Raw genomic sequence first — 12841 nt, forward strand, 5'->3', positions numbered from 1 at the left:
CCGGCCATGTTCCGGATTAGAATAGAAGGCAAGGGGGAAAGACAGATGGATCGACAAGCGATTGAAAAAGCAGCGGATGTGTTGCGGCAGCGCATGCCGGCATCGCCGGCGATCGGTTTGATTCTCGGTTCGGGGCTCGGCGTGCTCGCCGATGAAATCGAAGAGGCGGTTCGCATTCCGTATGAGGAGATTCCCGGCTTTCCGGTATCGACGGTTGAGGGGCACGCCGGCCGGCTCGTGTACGGCCGGCTTGAAGGGGCGACCGTTGTCGCCATGCAGGGACGGTTTCATTATTATGAAGGATACTCGCTTCGCGAAGTGACGTTCCCCGTCCGGGTGATGAAGGCGCTCGGCGTCCGCGAATTGATCGTGACAAACGCCGCCGGCGGCGTCAATGAACGATTCCAACCCGGCGATTTGATGGTGATCTCCGACCATATCAATTTGCTTGGCACGAATCCGCTCATCGGCCCGAACGACCCGGAGCTTGGTCCGCGCTTTCCAGACATGACCGAAGCATACAGCCGGCGCCTGCGCCAGCTCGCCAAAGACGCGGCGGCAAGGCTCGGCATTCGCCTGCACGAAGGGGTGTATGTCGCCAACACCGGTCCATCATACGAAACGCCGGCGGAAATTCGCATGATCCGGGCGCTTGGCGGTGATGCGGTCGGCATGTCAACCGTTCCGGAAGTGATCGTCGCCCGCCATGCCGGCATGGAGGTGCTCGGCATTTCATGTATTTCCAACTTAGCGGCTGGCATGACTGATGCTCCTCTCCATCATGACGAAGTCGTCGAAACAGCCGAGCGGGTGAAAGCCGACTTTTTGCGGCTCGTGAAAGCGATTGTCGCCGAACTGGCGAAATAACGAGAGGTGATCGGGATGAGAATGGTCGATTTGATTGCCAAAAAGCGCGATGGAAAGGCGCTGATGACGGAAGAGCTGGAGTGGATCATCCGCGGTTATACGAACGGAGACATTCCCGATTATCAAATGAGCGCGTTGGCGATGGCCATTTATTTTCGCGGCATGACCGCCGAAGAGACAGCGGCGTTGACGATGGCGATCGTGCACTCCGGCGAGGTCATCGATCTGTCAGGCATTCGCGGCGTGAAAGTCGATAAGCATTCCACAGGCGGCGTTGGCGATACGACAACGCTCGTGTTAGGCCCGCTTGTCGCGTCCGTCGGCGTGCCGGTGGCGAAAATGTCCGGGCGCGGTCTCGGCCATACGGGCGGCACGATCGACAAGCTCGAGTCCGTGCCCGGATTTCATGTCGAAATCAGCAAAGACGAATTTCTCCGGCTCGTCAATGAGAATCAGATCGCCATTATCGGCCAAACGGGCGACTTGACGCCGGCGGATAAAAAATTGTACGCACTCCGCGACGTGACCGCCACCGTCAACAGCATTCCGCTGATCGCTTCCTCGATCATGAGCAAAAAAATCGCCGCCGGGGCTGACGCGATCGTCTTAGACGTCAAAACGGGGGCCGGAGCGTTTATGAAGGATCTCGATGGCGCCCGCCAGCTTGCTCGGGCGATGGTCGAGATCGGCAAGCGCGTCGGCCGCCGGACGATGGCGGTCATTTCCGATATGAGCCAGCCGCTCGGTTACGCGGTCGGTAACGCCTTGGAAGTGAAAGAGGCGATCGCTACTTTGCAAGGAAACGGGCCGCGCGATTTAACGGAACTTTGTTTGACGCTTGGCAGCCATATGGTGTACTTGGCCGAAAAAGCGCCGTCGCTTGCCGAAGCGCGCCGCCTGCTGGAGGAAGCGCTTTGCAGCGGAAAGGCAGCCGCAAAAATGAAAACGTTTTTGGCGGCCCAAGGCGGCGATCCGTCGGTTGTTGACGACCCGGACAAATTGCCGCGCGCCGCGCATACGATCCCCGTTGCCGCTGGCGAGGACGGTTATGTGGCCGAGATCGTTGCCGATGAAGTCGGCACGGCCGCCATGTGGCTTGGCGCCGGGCGGGCGACAAAGGAAGACGCCATCGATTTGGCGGTCGGCATCGTGCTTCATAAGAAAATTGGCGACCGTGTGCAAAAAGGGGAAACGCTCGCCACGATTCACAGCAACCGCGCCGATGTGCGCGACGTGGAAGAAAAACTGGCCGCGGCCATTCGGATTTCGCCGCAGCCGGCCGCTCCGCCGCCGCTCATTTACGAGACGATCGGCTGAGGCGAAGCTGTTAGAAAACGCTCGAAACAGTGGGTTTCGGGCGTTTTTTTATTTTGGGTTCGTTTGTATAAAAATATCTCTGTTGGAAAAAATGGCATGTATAAAGAATGGAGGTTTGGGAGATGAAAACGACAGTCATTCGTCTGCTTTTCTTGCCGCTTCTTCTGTTCCTTCCCCTTTCCGTGCACGCCGAGGAAAAAGAGGCGAAGGGAGCGAAGGCCGAACTAGCCGCTGAGGCGAAATCAGCGATTTTGATCGAACGCGACACAGGAAAAGTGTTGTACGAGAAAAATGCTCATGAAAAACTGCCGCCGGCGAGCATGACGAAAATTATGACGATGTTGCTGATCATGGAGGCGATCGATGAAGGAAAGCTCTCCTACGATGAGAAAGTACGGGCGAGCGAATACGCCGCTTCCATGGGCGGCTCGCAAATTTTCCTTGAACCGGGTGAGGAAATGACGGTTGACGAGCTGCTGCGCGGCATCGCCATCGGTTCGGCGAACGATGCTTCGGTCGCCCTGGCCGAACGGATTGCCGGGTCAGAAGAGGCGTTTGTCGAAATGATGAACGAAAAGGCAAAGCGGCTAGGCTTAAACGACACTCATTTTGTCAACGCGACCGGTTTGCCGGCGGAACATCACTACAGCAGCGCTTATGATATGGCCATGATGGCGCGCGAATTGTTGAAGTATGAAGATATTACGAAATATACGAGCAAATACGAAGACTATTTGCGCGAACAGACGGACAAAAAGTTTTGGCTTGTGAATACCAACCGGCTTGTCAAGTTTTATCCCGGTGTTGACGGGCTGAAAACCGGCTTTACGAGCGAGGCGGGTTATTGTTTGACCGCGACAGCGAAAAAGAATGGCATGCGCGTCATTGCCGTCATTTTTGGGGCGCCGACGCCGAAAGCGCGCAATGCGCAAATGACGAAAATGCTCGACTATGCGTTTCAACAATATCAGACCCACCCGGTATACGAACGGAATCAAACGATCGCTCGCGTGGAAGTGAGCAAAGGCAAGCAAACATCGGTGGCAGCGGTGACATCGGAACCGGTATCGGTGCTGACGAAAAAGGGGCAGTCGGTCGAGCAGATTGAGAAAATCGTCAAGGTGAAAGAACGGGTACAAGCCCCAATTCGCAAAGGTGATGAGCTTGGCGTTTTGATTTTGAAAGAGGATGGAAAAGAGATCGTGCGCAGCCCGCTTGTCGCCAAGCAAACGGTCGAAGAAGCGAGCTTTTGGGACTTGTTTAAGCGGGTGTTTAGTCGTTTCGTGCAGGCGGGATGATGTCAAGTTTTGCCGCCTTTTCACTCTCTTTGGCGAACGGGTACTAGTTTTGTCGGGCGGCAGGATTTCCGAGCGCGGGCAGCGAAACTTCTCCGTATCCTGAAATGGACAAGGAGGAAGACGCTGTGAGTCTCGCGATTGACTTAGAAGTGAAACAAGACGTGCTGATCGTTCGCCTGTCCGGGGAGCTCGACCATCATACGGCCGAAGCGTTGCGCGAACAAGTGACGGATGTGCTCGAAAACCAGGGCATCCGCCATATCGTGCTCAATTTAGGTCAGTTGACATTTATGGACAGCTCAGGTCTTGGCGTCATTTTAGGACGCTACAAACAGATCAAAAACATGGGCGGTCAGATGGTCGTCTGCGCGGTGTCGCCGGCCGTCAAGCGCCTGTTTGATATGTCAGGACTATTTAAAATTATTCGCTTGGAAGCGGATGAGCAATTTGCTTTGCAGGCATTGGGGGTGGCGTAAATGCGCAACGAAATGCACCTCCAATTTTCCGCGCGCAGCGAAAACGAATCGTTTGCCCGGGTGACGGTGGCGGCGTTCGTCGCCCAGCTCGATCCAACGATGGACGAGTTGACGGAAATCAAAACGGTCGTCTCAGAGGCGGTCACCAACGCCATTATCCATGGCTATAACAACGACCCGAACGGCATTGTCTCTATTTCCGTCATCATTGAAGACGGCATCGTCTATTTGACCGTGAGGGACGAAGGGGTCGGCATCGCCAATATTGATGAGGCGCGCCAGCCGCTGTTTACGACCAAACCGGAACTAGAGCGTTCGGGAATGGGATTTACCATTATGGAGAACTTCATGGACGAAGTCATCATTGAATCGGAAGTGAACAAAGGGACGACCGTGTATTTGAAAAAGCATATTGCCAAAAGCCAAGCGCTATGTAACTGAGGGAGACATGCCTATGGATGTCGATGTCAAGCAAGATCAGTCGCCAATCAAAGACCAGGAGATGAAGGAGCTGATCCGCCGCAGCCAAGCAGGCGATCAAGAAGCGCGCGATGAAATTATTGAAAAAAACATGCGCCTCGTCTGGTCGGTCGTCCAACGTTTTTTAAATCGCGGCTATGAGGCCGACGACTTGTTCCAAATCGGCTGCATCGGCTTGTTAAAATCGGTCGACAAATTTGATTTGTCGTATGACGTCAAGTTTTCGACGTACGCCGTGCCGATGATCATCGGGGAGATTCAGCGTTTTCTTCGCGATGACGGCACTGTCAAAGTGAGCCGCTCGCTGAAAGAGATGGGCAATAAAATCCGCAAGGCCAAAGACGAGCTGTCAAAAGCGCGCGGACGGGCGCCGACGGTCACCGAAATCGCCGATCATTTGGGCATTGCCAAAGAAGAGGTTGTCCTCGCTCAAGAGGCCGTCCGCACGCCGACGTCGATTCACGAAACGGTGTACGAAAACGACGGCGATCCGATCACGCTGCTCGATCAAATCGCCGACGATGACGAGGCGTCATGGTTTGACAAAATCGCTTTGAAAAAAGCGATCGAAGAGCTTGATGAGCGCGAGCGGCTCATTGTCTATTTGCGCTACTACAAAGATCAAACCCAGTCCGAAGTGGCAGCAAGACTCGGCATCTCTCAAGTGCAAGTATCCCGGCTGGAGAAAAAAATCTTACAGCACATCAAAGAGAAAATGGATGGCTAGAAGCCTGCTTGATGAAAGAATGGGCCTTCGCTGCCCATTCTTTTCTATTTTTATGAAATCGATGGTGAATGCGGCCGAACCGCATGATCGGCTTGACTGTCCACCAAACTAATGAAAAAAAGACAAAGGTGTGAAGCAAATGGCCAACACCGTATTCATTAAGCCGCGCCATCGCGTGCAAGTCGAGCCGGGGGCGGCGGTCACGCTCGGACAAGCGGCGCAAATCGCTGCGGCGGATGGCGAACTCGTCGAGCGGCTGCGGGCGGTCCCGCTCTACCGGGTGCAGCCAAGCGATAAAACGATCGTCATTATCGACATGATGCAAATGGTCAAGGCCGTGCTCGATGTCGATGAATCGCTCGATGTGCAGATGGTTGGCCCATCGCAGACGATCGTTGAAGTCGTGTATGAAAAGCGAAAAGTTCCGTTCGTCGTGTTCCTGCTCGTTTGGCTTCTTCTGTTCGTCGGTTCGGCGATGGCGATTATGAATTTCCACGAAGATGTGAGCATGCAACGGGTGCATCGCCATTTGTATGAAATGATCACCGGTCAGACGGTGGATAAGCCGCTTCTTTTGCAAATTCCATATTCGCTTGGGCTCGGGATCGGGATGATTTTGTTTTTTAACCATTGGTTCCGCAAACGCATCAACGAGGAGCCCAGCCCTCTGGAAGTCGAAATGTTCAACTACCAGCAGGCCATTGACCAGTATGTCATTTTGCATGAAAACAAGGAAAGCATGAGGCACCTTGACGACGCTTGAGATTTTGCTGGTAGTGTTCGTCGGCTTCGCTGGAGGGTTGGCGGTCGGAACCGGCTTTGTCGCCTTTTTGGTCGTGCTTGGCGTCATCCCGCGCCTGACGCAGCTGACGAAAACGATGAAGCGCATTCACGCTTATGAATGGGGCGCGGTGTTTGGCGCTCTCGTCGGCGGTTGGGTGAGCCTTCGCCATTCGGTTTTCCATTTGTCCAACTATTGGCTGGCGCCGATTGGGCTTCTGCACGGCATATTTGTCGGAATGCTCGCCGCCGCGCTCACCGAAGTGCTGAACGTTTGGCCGATTTTAGCGAAACGAATCGGGGTCGATGAGAGAATCGTCGCTTTATTGATGGCCATCGCCTTTGGCAAGGTGGCGGGCTCTTTGTTTCACTGGCTATATTTTGTCGATCATTTTCGCTGACAAAGGGGGACGAAAACGTGGGATTGAGAACCGATTATCTCCGTGAAGTCAAAGCGTTCCAACCTTCTCCCCCGTACGCGGCCAATGCGGGAAAAGCGTTTCTTGTCGGCGGGGCGCTTTGCGCGCTGGCGCAATGGCTGGCTAATTGGTATGGCGGTACGTTTGCCACTTCAGCGCTCGAGGCCCATTTATGGGCGTCGATCGTCATGGCTGGATTGGCGATCGGACTGACCGCTGTCGGAAAATATGATGACATTAGCCAATTCGCCGGCGCGGGGGCGACGATGCTTCTTACCGGGCTCGCCAATGCGCTCGCTAGCGCCGCCATCGAGCACCGGAGCGAAGGGTGGATGGCCGGGGTGGGCGGGCAGATGTTGAAAGCCGGCGGCGCGGCGATCATTTACGGAGTGATTGCCGCCTATGTGCTCGGTCTGTTCTGGCCGTAGGAAAGAGGGGGGCGCCATGAAGCGCGTCGGAAAACAGACGTGGTTGTTTGATGAAGGAGTCTACATTCAAGCGGCCGCGGCGGCGGTCGGGCCGTTGGAAGCGGATGGGCCGCTCGGAAAGTATTTTGATATTTGTTATCGCGACCTATATTGCGGGGAAAAGACGTGGGAGCTGGCCGAGCGGCGGCTGATGCGGGAGGCGGTCGGCCGCTGCTTGCAAAAGGCGGGCGTTTCCGCTGAAGAGGTCGATCTGTTTTTGGCCGGCGATTTGTTAAACCAACAGGCTACATCCAACTATGTCGCTCGCGAGCTGCCGATTCCGTTTTTATGTTTGTTTGGCGCCTGCTCCACTTCGATGCAGACGTTGGCCGCCGCCGCCGCGTTGGTTGCCGGCGGATTGGCCGATCGGGCGCTCACGGCGACAAGCAGTCATAACGCCACGGCTGAACGGCAGTTTCGCTATCCGACCGAACTCGGAGTGCAAAAGCCGAAAACGGCGACGTTTACGGTCACCGGCGCCGGCGCAGCGCTCATCGGGCGCACCCCGGGGCGCTGGCGCATCCGGGCGGCGACGATCGGCAAAGTGATCGATGCCGGGCTGACCAATCCGCTCGATATGGGAGCGGCGATGGCTCCGGCTGCGGCCGATACGATCGAGCAGCATTTCCGCGACTTAGGCGCATCGCCAAGCGATTACGACTTGATTGTCACCGGCGACTTGTCGCGCGTCGGCAGCGTCATCGTTCGGGAGCTGCTTGCCGAAGCGGGCTATGACGTCAGCGAGATGTACAACGATTGCGGGCTGATGATCTACCGGCCGGATCAAAAGGTGTTCGCCGGCGGCAGCGGCTGTGCGTGCTCGGCCGTTGTCACGTACGGCTATTTGCTTCATGAACTTGCCCGCGGTGCGTTTCGCCGTCTGTTTGTCGTCGCGACCGGGGCGCTGTTGAGCCAAACGATGGTGCAGCAAAAACAGTCGATCCCGGCTATCGCTCACGGTGTCGTCATCGAAGCGGCCGGGCAAGAGCCGGATGGGCCACGATCGGGGGGAATGTGAGATGGAATATGTCCGCGCGTTTTTGGCCGGCGGGCTTGTATGCGTCATCGCCCAGCTCCTGATCGACCGCGGCCGATGGACGCCGGCCGGGGTGGCCAGCCTGTTGGTCGTCCTCGGCGTCATCCTCGGGTTTGGCGGCGTATACGATCGATGGGTCGCTTCGGTCGGTGCGGGGGCGATGTTGCCGTTAAGCGGGTTGGGCTACGTTTTCGCGAAAGGCGTCATGGTCGGGCCGCAACCAACCGGACTTGTCGCGACCGGGGGAGCCGTCTTCCGCTTCGCTGGCGCGTTGCTCGCTTTTATGGTGGCGGGTTCGTTTGCCGCGGCGCTTATTTGCAAACCGAAAGGGTAGAGACGATGGAAAAACGACGGGTCATTTTAGTGACGGACGGAGACGAATTCGCCTGCCGAGCGATCGAACGGGTCGCCGCCGACGTCGGCGGCCGCTGCATCTCCTGCTCGCGAGGCAATCCGACCAAGTTGAGCGGCGAGGAGCTCGTCAAACTGATTTTGCAGACGCCGCACGATCCGGTGTTTGTGATGTTTGACGACTGTGGCGCCATCGGTGAGGGAGCGGGCGAAGAGGCGCTTCGCTATGTGGCGACGCACGAGCAAATCGAGGTGCTTGGCGCGCTGGCGGTTGCATCCAACACGCATCAGCACGAATGGACAAAGGTGCATGTGAGCATCGACCGCGACGGCGTGATGACCGAATACGGGGTCGATAAAGAAGGGATCCGCGATTTGGATGTGGGCCGCATCAACGGCGATACCGTCTACTGTCTTGACCAGCTGAACATCCCGCTGATTGTCGGCATCGGCGACATCGGAAAAATGGGGCGCCGCGACCGTGCCGAACATGGGGCACCCATTACGCGCAAAGCGGTTGAGTTGATTCTTGAAAGGAGTGGTGGCCATGGCGGAAAAAGAAAAAAAGAAGACGCCGATAGCGGGCAATCTCATTGACAATGCCAAGTTTTTGCAGGCGCGAATCGGCGTCGGCACAAGCTTTGATTTAGGCGTGCGAAAAATTCGTGTCTTAAACCGGGAAGTACATATTTATTACTGCAACGGTTTATGTGACACGCAATACATCATCGAATTATTGAAGCAAATCGTGCGCGTCAACGATGATGAACGGCAAGAATCGCAAGCGTGGAAAATCATTGAAAATCGGCTTGTCCATCAGCAAGTGAGCCCGGTGATGAGCCTCGATGAGGCCGTCGATAAGCTGCTTTCCGGGCTGATCATCGTCCTTGTCGAAGGGGAATCGACCGGGTTTGCGGTCGACGTCCGCAGCTATCCGGGCCGGCAGCCGCAGGAGCCGGACACAGAAAAAGTGGTGCGCGGCGCCCGCGACGGCTATGTCGAGAACATTATCGTCAATACGGCGCTCACCCGCCGACGCATCCGCGACGAGCGGCTGCGCTTTGAAATGTTGCAAGTCGGTGAGCGATCGAAAACAGACGTATGCATCGCCTATATTCAAGATATCGCCGACCCCGGGCTGGTTGAGCTGATCAAAAAAGAGCTTCAACAAATCCATGTTGATGGCTTGACCATGGGCGACAAAACGGTTGAAGAGTTTTTAGTCAAGCAAGGCTACAACCCCTATCCGCTCGTCCGGTACACGGAGCGGCCTGATGTGGCGGCGACGCATTTGCTTGAAGGGCATGTGCTCATTATGGTCGATACATCGCCAAGCGTCATCATTACGCCGACGACGTTTTTCCACCATGTCCAGCACGCCGAAGAGTATCGGCAGTCGCCGGGGGTCGGAACGTTTGTCCGCTGGGTGCGGTTTTTAGGCATTTTGTCGTCGCTGTTTCTGCTGCCGCTGTGGGTGCTGTTCGTTTTAGATCCGTCGCTGTTGCCGAAATCGTGGGCGTTTATCGGCCCGAACAAACAAACGAACATCCCGATTGTCGTGCAAATTTTGTTGGCCGATTTTGGGATCGAATTTCTGCGCATGGCCGCCATCCACACGCCGACGCCGCTCTCAACGGCTATGGGCTTAATCGCCGCCGTCCTCATCGGGCAAATCGCTATCGATGTCGGCTTGTTTGTGCCCGAAGTCATTTTGTACGTCGCGGTGGCCGCGATCGGCTCTTTTGCGACGCCGAGCTACGAATTGAGTGTCGCCAATAAAATTTCCCGGCTTGTTCTCGTTATTTTTGTCGCGCTGTTTCACGTGCCGGGGCTCGTCATCGGCACGACCGTTTATTTGCTTTGGCTCGTCAGCATTCGCTCGCTCAATACCCCGTATTTATGGCCGTTCATTCCGTTCGATCCGGCAGCGTTTATGCAAATTATCGTCCGCCGTTCCGCCGCCGGGGCGAAAGTGCGTCCGAGCATCGTCCATCCGCAGGACCGGCAAAAACAACCGACGTGATCCCGCGCCCCTTTACCCGGCGGCCGCTCCCGATGGCATGGATGGGCGGCCGCTTTTTCGCTGTTGGCGCTATTGCAACTTTTTTGTCATTATGATAACGTAATATTTGATATTTACCGCCTTTTCCGAGCGGTGAAGCGGACGTTCGTTTTGGTGCGAACGCGCCAACGGGCATGTCCGAATCGCAGCCTAGTGCGCGGCAGAGCCGGTTGCTCTGCGGTTTTGTTTTTTCAGGGTCGCTGTCGGCGGCCAACGGCTTTTGGCTTTTCGTGCGCCATTTTGATGAGGAATGAGGGATGGTCGTGTTTTTGCATGGAACAAGCCGCGTCAATGAAAAAGGACATTTGGAAATCGGCGGCGTCGATGTCGTCGAACTGGCTGAGACGTACGGCACGCCGCTTTACATTTATGATGTTGCCTTGATCCGCGCCCGGGCGCGCGCGTTTCAGGAAGCGTTCCGCCGCCATGGCGTGCGGGCGCAGGTCGCTTACGCCAGCAAGGCGTTTTCTTCCATCGCCATGGTGCAGCTCGCCGCCGAGGAAGGGATGTCGCTTGACGTCGTGTCGGGCGGGGAATTGCATACAGCGCTTGTCGCCGGATTTCCGCCGGAGCGCATCCATTTTCACGGCAATAACAAAAGCCGGGAGGAGCTGGCGATGGCGCTCGAATCCGGCATCGGCTGCATCGTCGTCGACAATTTTTACGAGTTGGAGTTGATCGAAGAGCTGGCAGAGGCCTCCGGTCGAACGGTGCCGATTTTGCTGCGCGTCACGCCGGGAGTTGAAGCGCATACCCATGACTATATTTTAACAGGACAAGAGGACTCGAAGTTTGGTTTTGATTTGCACAATGGACAAGCTGATCAGGCGTTTCGGCGCGTGATGTCGGCGAAGGCGTTTCGGCTGTTGGGCGTCCATTGCCATATCGGCTCGCAAATTTTTGAAACCGCCGGATTTGTGCTCGCGACGCAAAAAGTGTTTGCCAAGCTGGCCGAGTGGAATCGCGAGCACCGTTTCGTCCCCGAAGTGGTCAACCTTGGCGGGGGATTTGGCATTCGCTATACCGAAGAGGATGATCCGATTCCCGTGGCGATGTACGTCGATTGCATCGTTGAGGAAGCGAAAAAACAAGCCCGCGAATATGAGCTGCCGCTTCCGGAAATTTGGATTGAGCCGGGGCGCTCGCTTGTCGGCGATGCCGGCACGACGATTTATACGATCGGTTCGCGCAAAGACGTGCCGAACGTCCGAACGTACGTGGCCGTTGATGGTGGCATGAGCGACAACATTCGCCCGGCGCTGTATGGGGCGAAATACGAAGCGATGCTCGCCAACCGGATGTGGGGAGAGCGGACGGAAGTCGTATCCATTGCCGGAAAGTGCTGCGAGTCAGGCGATATGCTCATTTGGGATTTGGCGCTCCCGGAAGCGAAACCGGGCGATTATTTAGCCGTTTTTTGCACGGGAGCGTACGGCTATTCGATGGCGAACAACTACAATCGCCTGCCGCGCCCGGCTGTCGTCTTTGTTGAAAACGGCGATGCCCAGCTCGTTGTGAAGCGGGAGACGTATGACGATTTGATTCAGTATGATTTGCCTTGGAAAACGAAAGTGAAAAAGTGAAGGCCGCCGGTTTGGGAAGCGGCCTTGACAACCGATCGGCGCCCGTTGTCCTTGCGGGCGCCGATTTTCATTGCTGATCTTGGCTGTAGCTCGAGGAAAATGCTGATTTAATCGCGTTCCAAATCTCTTTCAAGATGTCGATCACGTTTTGAATGAACGTTTTTCCTTCTTTCGACTGCAAAAACGCTGACAGCTGTTCTTTCGCTTTGCTCAGCTGGTCATTGACTTGATCCCAGTTGATATTGGCGTTTTGCATTTTATGAAGGAGAGACATAAGGCTGTTGATTTCATTCTCGCTCAGCGTAATGCCGAGGTCAGCGGCGATTTTTTCGATCAGAGCCCGCAAATCGGCATCCGTTTGCGGCGGATTGGCGGCCATTTCTTCTTTGATTTTTGCCAGCAAAGCGACCGCCTTGTCCGGACCGATCGAATCAGCCAGCTTCGCCGTTTGCACCATTTCCTCGTTCGCCACTTTTTTGACATCATCAGGGATGGCTTGGTCCGAGGAAATTTCATACGCCTTCATCAATCCGGTCAGCGCCGCGGTGCCGGAAACGGGAAACGGAGCGGTGATGTAAATGTCCGCGTCTTTCACCCCGGCGGTAATCAAGGCGTTCGTATACATCTCTTTCGTCACCCATGTGATGTTGTGGGTTTCAACACGCAGCCCTGAGCCGGGTTCGCGAATCGTGATCATGGACGAAGAAATGGCGCGCGTTCCGATTTGGGCTTTCGGGATGAGCCCGCCCAAATATTTATGCTCTTCGGCGTTCGAGACGGTGATCGTTTGCGCCCCGTCCGGCGCTTTCATTTCTTCAAGCACTTTTTGCTTTTGGTCGCTTGTTAAATTTTCGCCGAGCGTCACAATGACGTCGCCCGGTGCCGCATCGGCCGCAGCGATCGCCGGCAACATCAGCATGATAACCGCCAGCAGCGATGAAGCGATCATTCGTTTCACCTAGCTCGCCTCCTGTTCAT

The 12841-nt window shown here is 55.8% G+C and carries 15 protein-coding genes; 14 read left to right on the forward strand and 1 reads right to left on the reverse strand.

Annotation, left to right across the window (positions count from 1 at the left end):
* Positions 1-45 precede the first annotated feature (45 nt).
* The 14 genes from NST29_RS06795 (at position 46) to lysA (ending at position 11863) form a co-directional block, all read left to right on the forward strand.
* Positions 46-867: a purine-nucleoside phosphorylase gene (locus tag NST29_RS06795; RefSeq protein ID WP_033023531.1), complete on the forward strand. Its 822-nt coding sequence runs from the start codon at positions 46-48 to the stop codon at positions 865-867.
* 15 nt (positions 868-882) lie between these two features.
* Positions 883-2184, forward strand: a complete 1302-nt coding sequence (locus NST29_RS06800; protein WP_033023529.1) for a pyrimidine-nucleoside phosphorylase — start codon at positions 883-885, stop codon at positions 2182-2184.
* A gap of 122 nt (positions 2185-2306) precedes the next feature.
* Positions 2307-3482, forward strand: a complete 1176-nt coding sequence (locus NST29_RS06805) for a D-alanyl-D-alanine carboxypeptidase family protein (RefSeq protein ID WP_033023527.1) — start codon at positions 2307-2309, stop codon at positions 3480-3482.
* A 125-nt stretch (positions 3483-3607) separates the two neighbouring features.
* Complete coding sequence (gene spoIIAA / locus NST29_RS06810; RefSeq protein ID WP_033023525.1) at positions 3608-3958, forward strand: anti-sigma F factor antagonist; 351 nt, start codon at positions 3608-3610, stop codon at positions 3956-3958.
* Positions 3959-4399 (forward strand): anti-sigma F factor, encoded by a 441-nt coding sequence (gene spoIIAB, locus NST29_RS06815; RefSeq protein WP_033844112.1) that lies wholly within the window; start codon positions 3959-3961, stop codon positions 4397-4399. It abuts the gene before it with no gap.
* Positions 4400-4412: 13 nt separating this feature from the next.
* A complete protein-coding gene (gene sigF, locus NST29_RS06820) occupies positions 4413-5165 on the forward strand; it encodes an RNA polymerase sporulation sigma factor SigF (protein WP_033023522.1) in 753 nt (250 codons plus the stop codon).
* A 139-nt stretch (positions 5166-5304) separates the two neighbouring features.
* Positions 5305-5928, forward strand: a complete 624-nt coding sequence (locus tag NST29_RS06825; RefSeq protein ID WP_033023520.1) for a stage V sporulation protein AA — start codon at positions 5305-5307, stop codon at positions 5926-5928.
* The gene (locus NST29_RS06830) at positions 5915-6346 is read left to right on the forward strand and encodes a stage V sporulation protein AB (RefSeq protein WP_033023519.1); all 432 of its coding nucleotides are present in this window, start codon (positions 5915-5917) and stop codon (positions 6344-6346) included. Before NST29_RS06825 ends, NST29_RS06830 begins: the two co-directional genes overlap by 14 nt.
* 17 nt (positions 6347-6363) lie before the next feature.
* Positions 6364-6792: a SpoVA/SpoVAEb family sporulation membrane protein gene (locus NST29_RS06835; protein WP_033023516.1), complete on the forward strand. Its 429-nt coding sequence runs from the start codon at positions 6364-6366 to the stop codon at positions 6790-6792.
* A gap of 16 nt (positions 6793-6808) precedes the next feature.
* Complete coding sequence (gene spoVAD / locus NST29_RS06840) at positions 6809-7849, forward strand: stage V sporulation protein AD (protein ID WP_033023514.1); 1041 nt, start codon at positions 6809-6811, stop codon at positions 7847-7849.
* A gap of 1 nt (position 7850) precedes the next feature.
* A complete protein-coding gene (locus tag NST29_RS06845; RefSeq protein ID WP_033844110.1) occupies positions 7851-8201 on the forward strand; it encodes a SpoVA/SpoVAEb family sporulation membrane protein in 351 nt (116 codons plus the stop codon).
* Positions 8202-8206: 5 nt separating this feature from the next.
* Complete coding sequence (locus NST29_RS06850; RefSeq protein ID WP_033023511.1) at positions 8207-8815, forward strand: stage V sporulation protein AE; 609 nt, start codon at positions 8207-8209, stop codon at positions 8813-8815.
* Positions 8766-10241 (forward strand): spore germination protein, encoded by a 1476-nt coding sequence (locus NST29_RS06855; RefSeq protein ID WP_033023510.1) that lies wholly within the window; start codon positions 8766-8768, stop codon positions 10239-10241. The genes NST29_RS06850 and NST29_RS06855 overlap by 50 nt, the downstream gene beginning before the upstream one ends.
* A 302-nt stretch (positions 10242-10543) precedes the next feature.
* Positions 10544-11863: a diaminopimelate decarboxylase gene (lysA, locus tag NST29_RS06860; RefSeq protein ID WP_033844954.1), complete on the forward strand. Its 1320-nt coding sequence runs from the start codon at positions 10544-10546 to the stop codon at positions 11861-11863.
* A 67-nt stretch (positions 11864-11930) separates the two neighbouring features.
* On the opposite strand, the gene NST29_RS06865 is transcribed toward lysA, so the two are convergent.
* Positions 11931-12821, reverse strand: a complete 891-nt coding sequence (locus tag NST29_RS06865; protein WP_033844109.1) for a DUF1002 domain-containing protein — start codon at positions 12819-12821, stop codon at positions 11931-11933.
* Positions 12822-12841: the final 20 nt, after the last annotated feature.

The sequence above is a fragment of the Geobacillus sp. FSL W8-0026 genome (assembly GCF_037966255.1).
GTDB lineage: Bacteria > Bacillota > Bacilli > Bacillales > Anoxybacillaceae > Geobacillus > Geobacillus icigianus.